This window comes from Fischerella muscicola PCC 7414 (assembly GCF_000317205.1).
GTDB lineage: Bacteria > Cyanobacteriota > Cyanobacteriia > Cyanobacteriales > Nostocaceae > Fischerella > Fischerella muscicola.
On sequence record NZ_AJLK01000026.1, the window covers coordinates 1 to 18,801 of the forward strand.

The window sequence follows — 18,801 nt, forward strand, 5'->3', positions numbered from 1 at the left end:
TTGGCTCTATCACTCCACCGATCACACAACTTTGTTCATACCCCAAAGCTTTGAGTGCAACCAAGCATCTGTCAGCTTGTTCTATGGAGATAGCAGCTAAAAGACCACCAGAGGTTTGTGGGTCAAACAACAAAGGATAATTAGGGTGATTTTCCCCAATGTGTAAGTTAGAAATATAACGCGAATAACTTAAATTTTCTGGATGTAGGGAGCTAAAAATTCCTAATTGTACAGTTTCTCTTGCCCCTGGCAAAACTGGTATAGCTCCCATTTCTAACTCTACTGCCACCTTAGAAGCCTGCACCATCTCCATCAAATGTCCTAACAAGCCAAAGCCTGTTACATCTGTACAAGCTGTAGCCCCATGTTGTAATAAACATTTAGCCGCAGCTTGATTGGACAACAACATCGACTCTACCGCATCCTCAATCCAGCGACCTTTAGCTTGGCAGCGCATATCAGCAGCAAATAATGTCCCAGTTCCCACAGCTTTAGTCAAAATCAATACTTGTCCTGGTTGCATTCCACCTTTACGCAGCAACTTATCTGATTCAGCTAAACCATTACAACTTAAACCAAATCCAAGTTCTGCCCCTCCGGTTGTGTGTCCGCCAATCAAAGGTGCTTGTGCTTGATTTAGCACTTTTACTGCACCAGATAAAAGCTGATACAAAGTTTCCTCGACCTTGGCTGGCGCAGCATAAGGAATAGTAGCTAGCGCCAACGCACTTTGCGGAGTTGCCCCCATCGCAAAAATATCGCTCAAGCAATGATTGGCGCTGATTTGCCCAAAAATATAGGGATCATTAATCAAACTAGGAAAATAATCTATCGTCTGCACCAATAATCGATTAGCTGGCAGTTGCACTACAGCCGCGTCATCGGGTGCATCCAAACCAATGATGATATCTTTTCTGTCTTCCCCAACAGGTTGTTCTAATTTGATGCGGTGGAGGACTTTTTCTAAAACTGTACCACCCACTTTAGAACCACACCCAGCACAGCGCATTGTTTTGTCATTTGTCCTTTGTATTTTGCTATTGACCAATGACCAATGACCAATGACCAATGACATTTGTGGAAAATTACTAAACCTTTCCATAAAACGGCGATCAATCCAGTCTTTCCACTGCCACAGTAAGCGATGAGGAGGTAAAGTAAAGGGGCCACGTGTGGCGATCGCTCTACCATCGCCTGTACCAATTAAGCTTAAATATTGTTTCTGTGGTATGTAGGGTTTGAGGGGTTTGCCCAATAAAAATCGCCGTAAGTTCTCAAACAAAGGCTTGCCTTGCCGCACCGCAAACACTCCTGCTTTTGGGCGCGGGTGATTTACCATCGTGGCAATATCTCCCGCAGCAAATACATACCTATGAGACAAAGATTGTAAGGCGTCATTTACCAAAATAAAGCCTTGCTCATCAGTTGCTAACCCAGCAGCCTTTAACCAGTGTGGTGCGGAGGCTTGTGTCACCCAGAAAATGCGATCGCACTCTACGGTCAACCCAGATTCACATATAACTTTACCTGGTTCGACTTTACATACATTTTCGCCTAAATGCAGTTGTATACCCCGTTTGATTAAAAGCTGCTTGACTGTACGCTGTACAGACCAATGATAATTAGGCATTAGTTCCGCATCCCGCCCGAATAAATGAATTTCCAAAACTCCCTGTTTTAGGGTATTATGGTCGATAACTTCTCTTTTTGAGAAAAATGTGAGGGGATATACTTTGGACACCTGATACAAATGAGCTTGCATCGATAACGCTAATTCCACGCCACCTGCCCCTCCTCCTACAATCCCAATACTCAACGGCTTTTGCGGATTGTCAGCTCTATCTTCTAGCAGCTGATACCAGTGTTTCAGGAGATTAGACACTGGTTTTGCCCCAATTGCATATTCTGCTGCGCCTGGTACAAAAATTGTGGCTGGTGTGCTGCCAATATCTATTGACAGTAGATCAAATCCTACTTCTGGACGGTTAGCACAAATCACTTTTTTATTTTCCAGGTCAAGACCAACTACTCGGTCAATATACAATTGCGCTTTGGCAAAATTCGTGAGTAATCGCAAATCAATGTGACATTGGTCATGGCTGTAAAAACCAGCAATATGCCCTGGTAGCATCCCAGAATAAGGTGTATCAACTCTATCAGTTATTAAAGTTAATCGTATTCCAGCAAGAGGTTTCATTCCAAACATCAAGAGAGCTATTGCATGGCTATGACCACCACCAATTAGTACTAAATCTTTAGTAATTGGCTGTATATTTTGCTGCATATAAAAGTCGTTGATAGGTGATTTTTTGTAATTGATGGTTATAGTTTGGTCAATTATTGTGGCGAAAGAATTTTTCTTTCATCACATTAAAGTTGGGTGACGTGAAAACCTCATTTTTTAAAAGTGATGGTATCACCGCCCCTCACCCGGTAATGGGTAATTGTTAAGAACTTGTTCTAATTTTTCCAATTCGCAATTGACAATTAGCAATTACCTGGCCAACCCCGCGATTAAATATTGGGCTAATCCCTCTAATTTTATTCGGGATGTCCCCTTAACAAAAAGCTAAAATTGGCTTCTCTCCATCACATCTAGTGATTGCAAGACTAAAACTTCTGCCTATTGGATTTCTCCCAGTAGCAGAAATGGAGTGATATGTATAGCTAGATTGTGACACATTGATATAACAATTAATAATCAATAATTAATAACAAAAGAATGATTAATCTTGAGATTGCATCTTATGATAGATATTGAAATTTCTTGACAAATGATATACTCTTTTTTTTCAATATTGTCCGTAATAATTCTGTGTAGTGAGGATTACTATCCATATGTCTGGCAGGAAGACAGACGCATTCAAAAGTTGGTTGATAGCGATCGCAATTTTATTTAGCCTATCACCAACTGTGATATTCTTTGCCGTTTCCCAAGTTGAGGGATTGTCAAATGAACAAAAAGTAGTTAGCAGAAATCAAGCACTAAACACAACAGCAACCTTATTTGTGGGGTTGGCAGTGATAATTAATGCTTATTATGCAGCCAAGCGTACCGAAGCATTAAAAAAGAGTGCGATCGCAGCTGAAAAAAATAATGAAATTGGCATTCAAAATCTACAACTAGCCCAAGAACGGTTGGTCACAGAGCGCTTGATAGCAGCAATTACCCAGTTAGGACATGAACACGTAGCAACGCGGATAGGGGCAATTTATGCCCTAGAAAAAATTGCCCAGGAATCACCAAAACAGTACTGGACAATTATGGAAATTCTGAGTGCATTTGTGCGGGAAAATAGTGGCATTAAGCCAGAACAGGAAAATTCTGTGGAAGAACTGGCCAAAATTACCAAAGTATCCACAGATTTACAAGCAGCTCTCACCGTAATTGGTAGACGCAACTGGGAACAAGACCAAGCAAACCAGTCACTCGATTTGAGAAATACTGATATTAGACGCGTAGACCTATCGAATGCCAACTTGCAACGCTTAGATTTGCGGGGAGCAAACTTGACAAAAGCCAACCTCCAGAAAGCTAACTTATTTGCAGCAAATCTTGAAGGTGCAAAGCTTTGTGGCACGACTTTATATGAAGCTAATTTGCAATCATGTAACCTCCAAGAAGCTAACCTTCATGGGGCAAACCTAAATCGAGCTAACTTGAGTGGAGCTAACTTGCGGTCTGCAAACTTGTCTGGGGCAAGTCTGCGTGCAGCTAGCTTCTGTGAAGCAAATCTGTATAAAGCTAATTTGCAATCTTGCAACCTCAAAGTTGCAAATCTCTCTAAAGCCAAGTTATTTCTTGCTAATTTACAAGGAGCAAAGCTTGGTAAAGCTAACTTGCAGGAAACAGGATTAATTGGTGCTAATCTCAAACAAGCTAATCTCAATGGAGCGAATTTGCAACAGGCAAATTTGAATGCAGCCAAACTAGAACACACAGAGATGTTTTTTGCCAACTTGGCTGAAGCTAGCCTAAGAGAAGCCAACCTCTATGGAGCTAATATGATGGGAACCAACCTGCAAAAAGCTATGTTCCATGAAGCTAATCTCTGCGGTACGAATCTGATGGGAGTAGACTTCTTTGGCACAAATTTGTGTGATGTGAAACTGTCGGGAGCAATTCTGACAGGAGCTAAAAACTTACAGTCACATCAAATTCGGTTTGCAGTAGGCGATCGCACAACTGTTTTACCAGATTATTTAGATATTCCTACACATTGGATGCGCTCAGAACCCTCACAAATATCTGTTGCAGAAGCTGAAACTTGACTTGAACACACTAGTTATTGTGGTGTAGACCCAAAGCGTTGTTAATATAAAAAACTCGATGTTCAAGTACTTAAATTTTCTCAGGGTGCTTCCCAAAATATAAATTGGAATTAATAATGCCAGATAGGAATAATATTATGTCCATTTGAGGACTTATCATATTTGTGAAAAGTGGTAATCGGTAATGGGAAAAAACAGTTGCCAATTACCAAAAAGTCGTGTCTACATAACCTTAGACCCAATTTCAGTGGTCAAAAATTATTTTTTCGCCACAAATATTAGATTGTGTACTTGACACAAATAGATATAAGAGTGTAGATAGGCTATTTTTCATGGATTCTGGTTTATCCAGATTTTAATTACTAGTTCAACGAGGAAATCCTGTTTAGTAAAAATACACGTGAAAAAGAAAACTAGTAGATTACGTCGGAAATCAACACAAAAACTGAAAAATAAGTCAAAGAAATAGAATAATTAGAATTTTTGACTTTTGACTTCCACGTAACGGTAATAGGGTGCTGTCTGTGATTCCTATCGTCTCAAACGATGACGCGATCGCTTGGTGAATCACAAATTTTGTGATTCTGTCAAAACACTACATTTCTAAGGGAATTCAAAGCATGACTATCATTAAAGTTACTAACACCGCAGACAGTGGAGAAGGTTCTTTACGAGCAGCGCTCAATTCTGCCCAAGCAGGAGACACAATCCAGTTTGATTCTAGCCTTGCCAACAAAACTATCACCCTCACTAGTGGACAACTTTCTATTGCGAAAGACGTAACAATTGATGGTGCAGGGGCAGAAAATTTAACGATTAGCGGCAATAACGCTACACGGGTATTTTCTGTAAACAGCTATGTCAATGCTACAGTAAAGAACCTGACGCTTACCAATGGTATGGTGACGGGAACAGATGGAAGAGGTGGTGCGATCGCAGCTTGGGACTACAGCACCCTTCAGGTGGAAAATTGTAACTTTAATAACAATAGTGCTTGGCAAAACGGAGCCATCTATATTGGTTACGGTAGTAAAGCAACGGTACTTGGCAGCAATTTTGACAGCAACGATGGCACTCTAGGAGATTCTGGATTTAGCGGTGGAGCGATCGGTACTTATGGTTCCGGTGTGCTGGTTGTGAAAGACTGCGAATTTACCAATAACAAAGGTGTTAATGGTGGAGCAATTTATAACCTGTTAGGTGAAGCAACCGTAGAAAACTCAGTCTTTCTTAACAATAGTGCAGAAGGTGAAAGTGGTGGTGGTGCATTCTTCTGCGATGGAGCAAACTCAACAGGTCCTGGTTCTACTGTCGGAGGCACAATAGCAATCCGTGGCTGTAAGTTTGAAAACAATTACACCAAAGGAGAGGGTGGTGGAATTTTTTTCTGGGGTTACGGCCCAGACAAAATGATTATCGAAAACAGCAGCATTGTTGGTAACACAGCAGACTTTAATGATAATGGCATAGGTCGAGGAGGTGGACTGCAAGTTCACGGCGAACTCACAATGAATAACGTCACCGTTGCCAACAATACAGCCGCAAAGCAGGGTGGAGGTTTATGGATGAATGGCGATAAGGCAGCCAACATCACCAACTCTACCTTTTCTGGAAATAAGGCAACAGAAGATGCAGGCGGAGCAATGTTCCTTGGCACTGACGAATTCGTCCCCATCAACATTGTGAATTCCACCATCGTCAATAACGAAGCCGGACGGGCAAATGGGGCATTTTGGTTTTACAGTCAGAAACAGCCAGTCACCCTCACCAACTCGATTGTTGCCTACAACACCGCTAGCGACTTTTCACAAAAACAGGTTGGATATCAACTAAAAGATGGCGGCGGCAATATAGAATATCCAGGGCCAGAGATGGGTAATAAAGTTGTCGCAGGTAGTCAAATTGTTGATCCTCTTCTTGGGCCCCTAGAAAATATTGGAGGGTTTCTCATACACCCCCTTTTACCAGGCAGTCCTGCCATTAACACAGGTGTCACAGTTAGTGGTGTACCCACCACTGACCAACTAGGGAACCAACGAGATGGTAAACCTGATATTGGGGCATTTGAAGTGGTTGTCACTCCATCTCCTCAGTCAAGTCCAAACGATACTCAAGTGATGGGTGTTACATACTCGTCACCGGATCAGCAATATAGCGATACCCAAAACAATACCACTAACAATGTTGAAAGTAGCGATGTATTAAGTGGAAGCAATAACAATACTCAGTTGGTTGGTTATGAAACTGGGGATATCTTGACTGGTAATTATAGTTACAATCAACCAACAGCTGTAACAGACAGCGATGAATTGCTCAACCAATTCATGCCAGCACAAGGTAATACAATTCAAAATATTGATCCCACAAAAAACGGGATAGACCTCAGAAACATTTTGAGTCAATCCAAACTTTCAGATCCTAATCTGTTCAAAGAATACATAAAGTCAGAGCTAAAAGGGTCAGGAACATCTTTTAGCGTTAACCCGGAAGGTTATTTCAACCTTAATCAGTTTCAGGATCTTTTCACGCTTGACGATGTTACAGTTAGTAGTCAAACCGACAAAAATTCCCTTGGTAAATAAATAACTGATAATTTGACATAGTTTGCGTCAACAAATAGAGGTATAGGAGAACCCCATAGCTTCATTTTAGTCATTTTGGGGCTACTCCTATACTTCTACAACCGTCCTACTGTGGAGCGCAGTCTACTTGTAGGTAAGTCTATTAATTAGTACAAAATTGCATAAATTCATAGCGAAATTCCTGTAGCTAAACTCTGCGTTCCTTTGCGTTCTCCTTTGCGCTCCTTTGCGTTTAAAAACACTACAGATTAATACAAACCAACTACTTATTTTTATAAGATTTACTTGTTATTTCACACAGCTAAGCTAAGTGAATATTTCATTCTTGTTTTATAAAACACGAAAATTATGATCAGGAATTTAAACAATTATTTGCTGAGATATAATCTCTAGCATAGATGAATAAAATAAATGTAAAAAAAAGTGATCTCCAGGGAACATATGTAACGAAAAAGAAGCGCTTGTTTGCTCCTGCCATGCTTGAATTTCATCATAGCTAACTTCTTGATCTTCCAAACCACCAAAAGCAGTAATAGGACAATTTAATGGTGCTTGTTGAGTGTAAACATAAGTTTCTAGCACTGCAAAATCCGCACGCAAGATCGGAAGGAAAAATTGCATCATTTCTTCATTTTCAAGTAAAGTTTGCGGAGTACCATTCAGACGCCGCAATTCTGCAATAAATTCTGCTTCCGGTAAGTTGTGAATAGGTGGTTTTGGGTCAACAAGTTGGGGTGCGCGGTGAGCTGATACAAACAAATGACTGGGGTTTAGATCATACTGTTTGCGGAGTAGAAGAGCAAGTTCAAAACTTACAAGTGCGCCCATGCTGTGGCCAAAAAAGGCAAATGGTTTATCTAATTTTGACTTGAGAACACTAGCTAATTCTGTGACTAGAGGTTCTAATTGAGTGAATGGAGGTAATTTTATCCGCATTCCTCTGCCAGGAAGCTCAATCGCACAGACTTCTATGATGCTAGGCAAATAATTTGACCAGCGACGAAATATATTAGCACTACCACCAGCGTAGGGAAAACAAAATAACCGGATTTGGGCATCTGGATTAGGTTTAGGGTAAATTAACCAAGAATCTAAGCTTGAAGTATTTAGCATCTTACTATCATTTTTATTCGTGCGGATACATTTAGCTTACGAAAAATTCATTTTAAAGTCTTTTTAGCTCAATTTTGACCAATCCTACTATTTGACAGCAATTTCTGCATTAGTTAAACCATAGTATACATAGGATAAAAAATTAGAGCGATCGCTTTTGGTATAGTAAACAAAGCAATAACTTTCTAAAAAAATAAAGCTAATTTATGAACATTCAAAAATACAGTTTTCATTCTGCTAGAAAGTTAATTGAATTCAAGTTAAGTTAGTACCACTGCATTTTTATTACATGGCTTTACAGAATTGGAGACGCAAGCGCGGAGTTACACTGACTACTAGAGGTTTACAAAAACTTCAGGAGGCAAAGCGTACATCAGAAGCAGAGGAAAATTTTGGAAACAGTTATACCCTCGAAGAACTGAGTACACGTACTGGGTTATATCCTAGTACAATCTCCAAAGTACTAAATCGCGAAGGAGGGGTTGATAAAAAAACTCTTGAAAAATTATTTTCGATTTTTAACATAAAACTAGATAAAAGTGACTATTTAAGCTCTAATACTCGCTTAGATTGGGGTGATGCTACCCATACATCCGTTTTTTATGGACGTACGCAAGAGATTGCCACTTTAGAGCAATGGATTCTCGATGAAAGATGTCGATTGGTGGCAATATTAGGAATGGGCGGTATTGGTAAAACGACTCTAGCTGTTAAGCTAGCTCAACAAATTCAGGAAGAATTTGAATATGTGATTTGGCGATCGCTCAGAGAAGCTCCACCCATAAAATCCATTCTCGCAAATCTCATCCAATTTCTCTCTGATGAGCAGGAAACAGAAAGCAATTTACCAGAAAATTTAAGCGAGAGAATATCGCGCCTACTCTATTATTTGCAAAACAATCGCTGTCTAGTCGTACTTGATAATATAGAGTCTATTTTGCGTAGTGGTAGTCGAGCTGGACAATACCAAGAAGGATATGAGGGATACGGTGAGCTTTTAAGATTGTTAGGAGAAGCAACTCACCAAAGTTGTTTGGTCTTAACCAGTCGGGAAAATCCTAAAGAGGTAGCATTACTCAAAGGACAAGAATTACCCGTTCGCTCCTTACAATTAAGGGGTTTGAAAGTTGACGATGCCCAAGAAATCTTGAAAGCTAAGGGTCTATCTGCAACAGAGTCAGAATGGCAAGTAATGATTGAACGCTATGCAGGTAATCCATTAGCTTTGAAGATAGTTGCTACGACTATAGAAGATGTCTTTGATGGTAATGTGGCAGAATTTTTGCGAGAAAATACTGCTGTTTTTGGAGATATTCGTAGTGTTTTAGACCAGCAGTTTGAGCGTTTATCGCATATAGAAAAAGACATAATGTTTTGGCTAGCGATTAATCGCGAACCAATCGCATTGTGGGAATTGCGAGAAGATATGGTATCGCCAGTACCATCGCAAAAATTATTGGAAGCTCTAGAGTCTTTGCTGAGGCGATCGCTAGTTGAGAAAAATGCAGCAACTTTTACTCTCCAGCCTGTAGTTATGGAGTATGTAACTCAGGTATTGATCGAGCAAGTCTGTGAAGAGATAGCAACTGAGAACATTGAACTTTTTAGATGTCATGCTCTCATGAAGGCGACAGCGACAGACTATGTGAGGGAGTCCCAAATTCGTCTTATCCTCCAACCAGTCATAGATGAGCTACTCACTGTCTTTAGAAGCAAAAAGGGCATTGAAAAACAATTAACTAAAATCTTAGCAAGGCTGCGGGAGGAATCTCCGCAAGAACCAGGATATACAGCTGGAAATATTGTTAATCTACTCAAATCTTTGGGAATCGATTTCACTGGCTATGATTTTTCTTACCTAAGTGTTTGGCAAGCGGATCTACGCAAGGTAAATTTACATAATGTAAACTTCCAAAACGCTGATTTAGCAAAATCTGTTTTTTCCGAAACTTTCGGTGGGATTATGTCTGTTGCCTTTAGCCCCGACGGCAAACTCCTAGCCGCAGGGGATAGCAATGGTGAGATTCACTTATGGCAAGTTGCTGATGGAAAACAACTTCTCATCCTCCGAGGACATGCCAACTGGGTTGTCTCCCTTGCCTTCAGCCCTGACAGTAGGACTCTTGCAAGTGGAAGTAGTGACTGCACTGTCAAGCTGTGGGATGTTGCTACTGGTGGATGTCTTCACAGTTTGCAGGAGCATGGTAATGAGGTTTGGTCAGTTGCCTTTAGCCCGGAGGGTGACAAGTTAGTCAGCGGCTGTGATGACCAGCTTATAAGGCTATGGTCTGTTAGGACTGGTGAATGCCTGAAAATTTTTCAGGGACATACAAATTGGGTACTCTCAGTTGCCTTTAGTCTGGATGGTCAGACGTTGGTGAGTGGCAGTGACGATAATACAATCAGGTTATGGGATGTTAACAGCGGTGAGTGCCTAAAAATTTTCCAGGGACATAGTGATGGGATACGGTCAATCAGTCTCAGTCCTGACGGTCAAATGCTAGCTAGTAGTAGTGATGACCAGAAAATCAGGTTATGGAACCTCAGTACTGGTGAATGTCAAAGAATTTTCCGGGGACATACCAATCAAATATTTTCAGTTGCCTTCAGTCCCCAAGGTGATATTCTGGCTAGTGGCAGCCATGACCAGACAGTAAGGTTGTGGGATGTCAGTACTGGTGAATGCCAAAGAATTTTTCAAGGACACTCCAATATAGTATTTTCAGTTGCCTTTAGCCTAGAGGGTGATGTTTTAGCTAGTGGTAGTCGCGATCAGACTGTGAAGTTGTGGCATATTCCCACTAGTCAATGTTTCAAAACTTTCCAAGGACATAGCAATCAAATACTCTCAGTCACCTTCAATCCAGATGGTAAGACGCTGGCAAGTAGTGGTCACGATCAAAAGGTGAGATTGTGGGATACCCACACTGGTCAAACCTTAAAGACTTTCTACGGACACACCAATTGGGTATACTCAGTTGCTTTCAACTCACAAGGCAACATCTTGGGCAGTGGTAGTGGAGATAAAACGGTGAAGTTGTGGGATGTTAGCACTGGTCAATGCCTGAGAACTTGCCAGGGACATAGTGCTGCGGTTTGGTCAGTTTCTTTTAGCCCTGACGGCCAGATACTGGTGAGTGGCAGTGAAGATCAAACAGTCAGGTTATGGAATGTCGGCACTGGTGAAGTTTTGAGGACTCTCCAAGGGCATACTGCTGCGATTTGGTCAGTTGCTTTCAGTCCTCAAGGGACTGTACTAGCCAGTGGCTCTTTGGATCAGACAGTTAAATTGTGGGATGCTAAAACTGGTGAATGCCTCAGAACCTTAGAGGGACATACGAGTTGGGCTTGGGCAGTTGCTTTTAGTTCAGATGGTGAGTTGTTGGCAAGTACCAGTACAGATCGAACCTTAAGATTATGGAGTGTCCATACTGGTGAATGCCTGAGAGTTTTGCAGGTGGATACGGGTTGGCTACTATCAGTTGCCTTTAGTCCAAACAATAGGATGCTAGCAACTAGCAGTCAAGACCACACAATCAAGTTATGGGATATTAGCACTGGTGAATGTTTTAAAACTTTGTTTGGACATTCGGCTTGGATTTGGTCAGTCGCCTTTTGTTCAGATAATCTAACCCTCGTTAGTGGTAGTGAAGATGAGACTATTAGACTTTGGAATGTCAAAACTGGCGAATGCTTAAAGATTTTGAAAGCTGAAAAACCCTATGAGTGTTTGAATCTCACAGGGGTTAGTGGTATAACAGAAGCAACGAGAGCGACACTGAAAGCTTTAGGGGCAGTTGATTAAACCTCTCCCCACTCTAGCTTTATGTAGCTGCCGTGGATGCTATTACCTTATTTTTATGCCGTTTGAGACTGAGAAACAAAATCTTTTAGAAACCGTCAATACCAACTAAAATTAGAGATCCTGGTTCAGACTTCTCACTGGAAATACTTTCCCACTCTTTATTGAGATTGATTTCCTCTAAGACTGCGCTGTTGTTTTGATTAAGGCGGCTAATGGAATCCTGGCTTAAAGACTGCTGCTCACCTGCGGGAGCCAAATTCTGTGTATTTGACTCCTTCTCAATTAATGCTGTTGTTGTAGATGTAACGATCGCACACAGACTCAGAACAGTCAGGAGACTGAAAGACTGCTTTTGCTTAACTTTGTTTGTCTTCTTAGATTCCATGAGATCCTCGTTAAATTTTTTCGTAATATTGCTTTAAAGACATTTATGAGAAAGGTATAGATTCTCCTTGCTCTACGGTTATTCACCTCAGCAGCAAACTATCAAATTCGTCCTGAGGTTGCGGATGCAAAGCCAATGGTTTCAACACTTGCTGTAGTTCTTCATCCGTTGGATAGCCAGCTTGGGAAGAGCTGAAGTTTAACAGCGCGGTTTCGTAACAAGCAATAGCGACGCGAGTCCGCTCCTCTGGAGTCAGTCCAGCTACCATCTCAATGGTTTCATGTACATGCTCCACATCGCTGCCAACACCACTATGTACGTGCAGAAATCGAGTGGCTTTAATCCCAGATGGCAGTAGTGCTTCCACTGCTTGAATGTGCTCTTCACCAGTAGTGAGCGCCAGGCGTTCCATTGTGTAAGAATAGCCTACACAACCAATTGGATCTGGGCTTTGGACACTGCGGGTGAAGTAATCCAGTAAAACCTGTGCCGATAGTGGAACAAGAGCTTCCACCACTGCCTGGGCATCGTATCCTAGCGACTGGATGTCGAGCAGGGCAAGTCGGTCATGTCCACGTTCTTCAACTGCTTTCTCGGCTGCCCACTGTGCTAAAGTCTGGCGACCAGCAGCAGCAAAACGTTGGGCGGCTTCCTGCATCAGTCGTGGCGTAGAATGGGTAAGATGATATTGACCTGCCAAACGCCAAATCCAAAGCATAAGGCTAAAAGCAGGAGGACGGCTTGATGAAACCGCACGCTTGGCAAGTATGATGGAAGTATCAAGAAGCTTTTGGGTTGTGACTACACTGCCCGTACTGTTCATTGGCTGAGCGAATAAATCGCTACTATTTCCAGAACTGGGTTGGTATAACCAAACACGATCAGCTGTTGCTACTACTACTTTGTCAGGTGCAACACGTGCCCATTCAATATGACCAGAAATGTCATTAAACATGCTTCGTTTGCTAACTTACGGTTGCTACACAATCACAAAGTCTCTGTTGGAAAAATTCCTGACTAGAACTTATTTGAGTGATGTGGGAATACTTCAGTGTGCTACGAAGCGATTCGGTTCTCTATGATTGAACTGTGTCGCAGTTATGTTAGAGCTATGCGATCGCACCTTCCGAAACACCAAATGCATGTTGCACTCCCATATCTTCCAACATCTTGTCCACAACCTCTTCTGCATAATGTGCAGATAGCTTGTGATGAGATGACTTTTCGGGTGAATTCAACTATTTATTCGGTATTATCCTCCGATCAACTTCAGTGTTATCTCCCTAGTGGGTGAAGTAGATTTACAGATTGAATCAATACAATCTTTTTCTACTCTGAGAGGATTTTATCATAGTAACAACATCATTTAAAACGCCTATCATCTACTCTCTGTTGCAAGACTAGATATACTTAAATAAAAAAATTCTTAATAAGAACAAGGACTAAAAAGTTTGGAGATAAGGGTTCAAACTAGCCTCGATACAAAAATGCGTGAAAAATATTTGCATGAGTACCATTTTATTTATTGACAAGAATATCAATAAGCTTAAAATTAATTATTAACATTTGATGAAGTAGTTAAGTTTGTTTTAGAATTTATTACATTTTTTAAGATTCAGACAGCCGAAAATCAGGAAGTTAAGGAAGAATTTAAAAAATACTTTAAAGTTTGCTTAATAAATTGATAATTTAGTACTTATTAGTACTTATGTTCTAATAACTAGATAATTTAGATTAGATGAGTGGTCATGCCATCAATGAAGCTTGGCTTTCATTTCTAAAACATCTTCCTAATGTGCAGACGTGACAAAGATAAGAGTGACAATGTACCGCATATTGCACATAAGCTATAAGCTGTTAATCAAAAGTAACTCATACTCGACAGCAACTCTGGGGCAATATCGATTTGACTATTGACTGAAGAAGGTAGAGGAGCCACTACGCGTTGCCTCCGTTGTAGCACTTAGCATAACAGAAGGTTAAAAATTTTATACTAAATAATTTAGTTCTCTACGTTCGGTGATAAGACTTCCAACCTCTAAATTTATTTATGGATAAAATAAAAGATGTGGCGGATACACGTAAATACGAGCTTCATCGTCTGCATAAGTACATTATTAAAACTACAGACTAAAACTGCTACCAGTACTTCAGATACATAGCGTATATTAGCACTTATGCTTTATGGCTCTTGAAAAGAGAATCATTAAAAAGCTTAAGTTAAAGATCAAAATCTAGATTTTCACTGGTAAAGATGGTTCTGGATTGGCAATATTGTTGAACTTACATAAGTAAATATAAGAACAATGAATGAAACTGCCGCACATATATTTCCAGCTTTTGTAACCTCCAGTGAGAAATTATCAGTCCAACAACTTATTCTAGAATTGGCACCAGATGAAGCCATAAAACTTGAAAAATATTGTGAATTAACAGGAAAAGCAGCTACAGATGTAATCCGGGAACTGATCCAAGATTTACCCATAAATTAACTTTATTATGCAGACAGTGAGACATTATTCATTGTAAAAATTGTAGCTCTGTTATTTTATCTAGAAAAAGTAATCAAAAACTTGGTATTGGGGAATAGGGATTGTCAGTAAAATAGCAAAATACGTTATTAAATGTTAACTAGAATACACACAGTTAACTCAGTGTGGAGTAAAAATAAAAATATCCTTAGTCAAAAAACTTGGCTAAGGAATCTCATGTGTATTCATCACTAAGAAAAATACTCAGAGTCGTTTGGGGATTTTGTTTAGTTTGAAAACTAATTTGCCAAAATCATCTTTAAAATTTCAAAAAAAATGCTAATGCTGCTCAGGTCTAGTCATTGGTAGCGCTCGAATAAGTTCCCTAATCACATCCGTCGCTGCTCTACCTGTCTGATCACAATATTTTTCCAGCTTATTGGCTTCATTGGATGCCAAGTTTACGGTGATTCGCTTAACTGCCCATTTTTTGTTCATAGTTAAAATCTGATTGTGTAGCACAAACTTGTATAGAAGGTGCAAAAACCTGTATTCATTCTGGTTATGAAGCAACTTCAATTATTTAGGCAAGGAGTTTGACTTGAGCCTGAAAATATCTCTTTGTTGCTTCCTGAATTCGTCGCTTATAGATGGCGTTCATGACTTCATGATTCTTTCAAAGTTGGTTATATAGTTTTGAAAAAGTCAAATACCATCCTTAGATTGACTAATCTTTATAATGAACAGGTGATTTTGCTTGCTAATGAAATGACATTTATTTCAGTACCTGCGTTATTTCCTCAAGCTAACTATAACTATCAGTGCAGTTCCTTCCTAAATCGCTGTCTTAATGAGGAAACAATGAAGACTGCATATGCGCGCTCTAAGTTTAGTATGAGCTGGATGCTCTGGAATTGGTTTGTGAACATTCATTGCTTAGTAGAATCTGGTAAATCCGATAAAGTTTCTTCCCTAACGGGTGAGTCAACCTGAGCCTGAAATTTCCCCAAAAACAGGTTTATCCAGAAAGATTCACACTTGGAAACATTTCGGCTGAATATCATTTTGAAGTTTATTGGCTAGTCAGGTCAAGACTTAGATAATGTTTTTTTGGCTTTTAAACGACAAACCATCTCTAGTACTTTTCTTTTTACTCCTTAAACTTGAGGCATTTGACATCGTGCTACCATCTCTGCTCGTGTGGATACATTCAGCTTACGAAATATTCGCTTCAAAGTCTGCTTAACTGTATTTTGACTAATCCAAAGTTCGGTAGCAATTTCTGCATTAGTTAAACCTTTGGCTACCAAAGAAGCTATTTGTAATTCTCGATGAGTTAAACAAGCTACTTGATATAGCTCTTGTTTTGCTCGCAAGAAAGCTAGTTTTGCAGAAATATGACTGCAAAGCGCACTTAAACGGGTTAAGTCTTGAGAATTAAAGGCAGATGTTCCATTGGTTCGGGCAAAGTGAACTGTACCAATTAGTTTTCCTTGACCAACAATAGGCCCAGTCATGATGTGTTCGTGATTGTACATCTTGCCACAGCCACTCTGATAAAGTTGACTCTGCTTCCAAGCTGTTTCGGTAAAAATAACTTGCTCATGGGCGGGAACATGATGTTCGATCACGTAATCCATGACTGGATCAATGACCATACCAACAGTTTCGTAGTAGTCGATAAAGCTGTCTGGTAATCCTTTGATATCAACCGTGGCACATTTTTCTAGACTGTCATGCAAATAAATACCCCAGTGTTGGCAAGCAAACAATTCCCCTACTGCATCCATATAATCTAGGCGCAGTTGCAATTCATCAGGAGCGATCGCTATTTTTTGAACCAGTGCTTGAAAGCTAGCAGACATAGCAAAAATGTACCCAACTGGGTAATTGGCAACCAATACATCCAACTTTAGGATAGCTGTATTCACTACACAGTTGGAAATTTCAGTATGAATAATCAGTTTCAAAACACTATTGGTTTAGTTATTTACCCAGATATGTTTCAGCTAGATATTACTGGTTCACATCAAGTTTTTTCTTTAATGCCCAATACTTCGGTTTTACTGTTGTGGAAGTCACTCGAACCTGTAGTCAGCAATGGTGGGTTAACAATTTTACCCAACACTACCTTTGATCATTGTCCACAACTTGATGTGTTGTGTGTACCAGGAGGATCTTTTGGTACAGTGCAAATGATGGAAGATAGGGAAATGTTGACTTTTTTGCAGAAACATGGCGAGACGGCCAAGTATGTAACTGCTGTTTGTACAGGTTCGCTCATCCTCGCAGCAGCTGGATTGCTGCGGGGATATAGGGCTGCTTCGCACTGGGCATTTCGAGAGCAACTCGAACTGATGGAAGCGCAAGTCAGTACAGAAAGGGTGGTTGTGGATCGTAACCGAATTACAGGCGGAGGCGTGACAGCAGGGATTGATTTTGCTTTAACCATTGCAGGAATGCTTTGTGGTGAAGATACTGCCAAGTTGATGGAATTGATGTTGGAGTACAACCCCTCACCTCCGTTTGGAGTCGGTTCACCAGAAAAAGCAGGTGCGGAACTGGTACAAGCTGTCAAAAATGTGGGAGCATCGTTAATAGCTGCATCATATGACGCTAGCAAAAAAGCGGCTTCTAGAATCAATTAATTTCCTGATTTAACAATCCCCAACTTTAACCAGTAAATCATTTATCACTCATCACTGATAACTGGTAACTGATCACTGTTAACTGATTTACACTTCTTGCTTAGACACAACAGTTGACCTAATTGCTGGACTATCAGAAATCATTGTATAAAACAAAGATTCGTAGTTATTTAAAGCTTGGTCAAAGGAATATTGCTCAACAGCAAATTGGCGACTGTTATAGCCAAGCGCCTTAACTTTTTCAGGGTGTTGGTACAAATCTAAAATTGCTTTAGCTAAGGCATCAGAATCTTCTGGAGGAACGACAACACCACCACCGCTTTGTTTAATTGCTCTTGCAGCAGTACCATTATCAGGTACAGATGCAACTAATGCTCTACCACTGGCAAGTAAAACTTGAATTTTAGATGGCATGTTGAAGGATATTACATTTTTCTTTTGTACTACCAAACCAACATCAGCCGCTGCTAACATCTCTGGTAATTTTTCGCGCGGTTGAAAAGGTAGTAACAAAACGTTATCTGCACCGCAATTTTGGCATTCTTGTTGCAATCTTTGTAGACCTTGGGCTTCTCCTACAATCACAAAGGTAATATCTGGAATATGTCGCAATTTTGAAGCAGCTTTTACTACTGTTTCCAAGCCTTGAGTGAGGGCAATGTTACCAGAATATAAAACTACAAATTTATCATTGAGTTTATGATATGTGCGGAAAGAGTTATTTTCTTTTGGTAAAGGACGAATAAAATTAACGTCAACCCAGTTGGGTATTTGTACAATTTTATTAGCTTTTACATTTTTATTGAGCAAGTTTTCTACAAACCCATCAGCAATAACGCTAATTTTAGTAGCAGTGCGGTAGGCAAATTTTTCTAATTCTGTAAAGGCTTTAACAAGTAGTTGATTTTTAATTAAACCAACATGAATAGCTGCTTCTGGCAATATATCTTGAAGGTTTAATACTACAGGGCAATTTTGTAACCATCCTAAGAGGGTAGTTGGTACGCATACGGGCAAAGATGGTGAAGTGGCAAGAATTACATCTGGACGCCAACCCATTAAAGCTGGTACAAAACTTGTGACAACAAAGCTTGCATCTAGTAACACCCGGTCGAGTAGGTTCGGTTGAGGACGAATCCAGACATAACTGCGTTGAATTTGAACACCATTTTTATACTCAGTTAGATACAACTTTTTTTTATACGCATCGTAAATCCGGCGTTCGGGGTAGTTTGGCATAGCAGTTACTACACGCACTTGATGTCCTCGTTTAACGAGCCCTTCTGCTAATTCAGTCATCAGGGGGGCTATGCCTATGGGTTCTGGATAGTAGTTGTAAGAGTAAATTAAAATCCGCATATCAAATTAATCAAAACAACCCCGGTTATCGTTTAATGAGAGTGAATTTCTCCCGAAAATCATTTCAGGTAGAGATTGTGCTTCTTTCTGAATTTTCTCCTTGGATTGTTTTAATGTCAGTGCTTTGCAAATAAATTTTGAGTAAATTTTAATACTATGGCTTGAT

The 18,801-nt window shown here is 40.2% G+C and carries 13 protein-coding genes; 5 read left to right on the forward strand and 8 right to left on the reverse strand.

Annotated elements, in window-relative coordinates:
• The coding region (gene selD, locus UYI_RS0103540; protein WP_016865297.1) for a selenide, water dikinase SelD at positions 1–2,284 on the reverse strand (2,284 nt) is incomplete at its 3' end.
• A gap of 554 nt (positions 2,285–2,838) precedes the next feature.
• Here selD and UYI_RS0103545 point away from each other — a divergent pair.
• On the forward strand, positions 2,839–4,272 hold the full coding sequence (locus UYI_RS0103545) for a pentapeptide repeat-containing protein (RefSeq protein ID WP_016865298.1): 1,434 nt from the start codon (positions 2,839–2,841) through the stop codon (positions 4,270–4,272).
• A 620-nt stretch (positions 4,273–4,892) separates the two neighbouring features.
• Complete coding sequence (locus UYI_RS0103550) at positions 4,893–6,854, forward strand: choice-of-anchor Q domain-containing protein (RefSeq protein ID WP_016865299.1); 1,962 nt, start codon at positions 4,893–4,895, stop codon at positions 6,852–6,854.
• 360 nt (positions 6,855–7,214) lie between these two features.
• On the opposite strand, the gene UYI_RS0103555 is transcribed toward UYI_RS0103550, so the two are convergent.
• Positions 7,215–7,967 carry a thioesterase II family protein gene (locus UYI_RS0103555; protein WP_016865300.1) on the reverse strand — a complete coding sequence of 251 codons (753 nt, stop codon included), beginning with the start codon at positions 7,965–7,967 and terminating at the stop codon, positions 7,215–7,217.
• A 289-nt stretch (positions 7,968–8,256) separates the two neighbouring features.
• Between UYI_RS0103555 and UYI_RS0103560 the strand changes: the two genes are divergently transcribed.
• The gene (locus UYI_RS0103560) at positions 8,257–11,772 is read left to right on the forward strand and encodes a WD40 domain-containing protein (RefSeq protein WP_016865301.1); all 3,516 of its coding nucleotides are present in this window, start codon (positions 8,257–8,259) and stop codon (positions 11,770–11,772) included.
• A gap of 85 nt (positions 11,773–11,857) precedes the next feature.
• Here the strand turns inward: UYI_RS0103560 and UYI_RS0103565 are convergent, their stop codons facing one another.
• The 3 genes from UYI_RS0103565 to UYI_RS39535 form a co-directional block, all read right to left on the reverse strand.
• Positions 11,858–12,157, reverse strand: coding sequence for a hypothetical protein (locus UYI_RS0103565; protein ID WP_016865302.1), 300 nt, complete (start codon positions 12,155–12,157; stop codon positions 11,858–11,860).
• A gap of 82 nt (positions 12,158–12,239) precedes the next feature.
• A complete protein-coding gene (locus UYI_RS0103570) occupies positions 12,240–13,112 on the reverse strand; it encodes a hypothetical protein (RefSeq protein WP_016865303.1) in 873 nt (290 codons plus the stop codon).
• 154 nt (positions 13,113–13,266) lie between these two features.
• Positions 13,267–13,395, reverse strand: coding sequence for a hypothetical protein (locus UYI_RS39535; RefSeq protein WP_258003581.1), 129 nt, complete (start codon positions 13,393–13,395; stop codon positions 13,267–13,269).
• A 1,068-nt stretch (positions 13,396–14,463) separates the two neighbouring features.
• Here UYI_RS39535 and UYI_RS0103575 point away from each other — a divergent pair.
• On the forward strand, positions 14,464–14,649 hold the full coding sequence (locus tag UYI_RS0103575; RefSeq protein WP_016865304.1) for a hypothetical protein: 186 nt from the start codon (positions 14,464–14,466) through the stop codon (positions 14,647–14,649).
• Between the two features lie 318 nt (positions 14,650–14,967).
• On the opposite strand, the gene UYI_RS31880 is transcribed toward UYI_RS0103575, so the two are convergent.
• On the reverse strand, positions 14,968–15,126 hold the full coding sequence (locus UYI_RS31880; RefSeq protein ID WP_016865305.1) for a ribbon-helix-helix domain-containing protein: 159 nt from the start codon (positions 15,124–15,126) through the stop codon (positions 14,968–14,970).
• 659 nt (positions 15,127–15,785) lie between these two features.
• Positions 15,786–16,493 (reverse strand): LuxR C-terminal-related transcriptional regulator, encoded by a 708-nt coding sequence (locus UYI_RS0103585; RefSeq protein ID WP_026085716.1) that lies wholly within the window; start codon positions 16,491–16,493, stop codon positions 15,786–15,788.
• Between the two features lie 87 nt (positions 16,494–16,580).
• Between UYI_RS0103585 and UYI_RS0103590 the strand changes: the two genes are divergently transcribed.
• The gene (locus tag UYI_RS0103590; RefSeq protein ID WP_016865307.1) at positions 16,581–17,276 is read left to right on the forward strand and encodes a DJ-1/PfpI family protein; all 696 of its coding nucleotides are present in this window, start codon (positions 16,581–16,583) and stop codon (positions 17,274–17,276) included.
• Positions 17,277–17,363: 87 nt separating this feature from the next.
• Here UYI_RS0103590 and UYI_RS0103595 read toward each other — a convergent pair whose 3' ends face one another.
• Entirely contained in the window at positions 17,364–18,635 is a 1,272-nt protein-coding gene (locus UYI_RS0103595) for a glycosyltransferase family 4 protein (RefSeq protein WP_016865308.1), read from the reverse strand.
• Between the last annotated feature and the right edge of the window lie 166 nt (positions 18,636–18,801).

Excerpts from the sequence above, each read along its gene's own strand:
- UYI_RS0103545 (WP_016865298.1), top strand. The coding sequence starts at position 2,839 with ATGTCTGGCAGGAAGACAGACGCATTCAAAAGTTGGTTGATAGCGATC.
- UYI_RS0103550 (WP_016865299.1), top strand. The coding sequence starts at position 4,893 with ATGACTATCATTAAAGTTACTAACACCGCAGACAGTGGAGAAGGTTCT.
- UYI_RS0103555 (WP_016865300.1), bottom strand. The coding sequence starts at position 7,967 with ATGCTAAATACTTCAAGCTTAGATTCTTGGTTAATTTACCCTAAACCT.
- UYI_RS0103560 (WP_016865301.1), top strand. The coding sequence starts at position 8,257 with ATGGCTTTACAGAATTGGAGACGCAAGCGCGGAGTTACACTGACTACT.
- UYI_RS0103565 (WP_016865302.1), bottom strand. The coding sequence starts at position 12,157 with ATGGAATCTAAGAAGACAAACAAAGTTAAGCAAAAGCAGTCTTTCAGT.
- UYI_RS0103570 (WP_016865303.1), bottom strand. The coding sequence starts at position 13,112 with ATGTTTAATGACATTTCTGGTCATATTGAATGGGCACGTGTTGCACCT.
- UYI_RS0103575 (WP_016865304.1), top strand. The coding sequence starts at position 14,464 with ATGAATGAAACTGCCGCACATATATTTCCAGCTTTTGTAACCTCCAGT.
- UYI_RS31880 (WP_016865305.1), bottom strand. The coding sequence starts at position 15,126 with ATGAACAAAAAATGGGCAGTTAAGCGAATCACCGTAAACTTGGCATCC.
- UYI_RS0103585 (WP_026085716.1), bottom strand. The coding sequence starts at position 16,493 with ATGTCTGCTAGCTTTCAAGCACTGGTTCAAAAAATAGCGATCGCTCCT.
- UYI_RS0103590 (WP_016865307.1), top strand. The coding sequence starts at position 16,581 with ATGAATAATCAGTTTCAAAACACTATTGGTTTAGTTATTTACCCAGAT.
- UYI_RS0103595 (WP_016865308.1), bottom strand. The coding sequence starts at position 18,635 with ATGCGGATTTTAATTTACTCTTACAACTACTATCCAGAACCCATAGGC.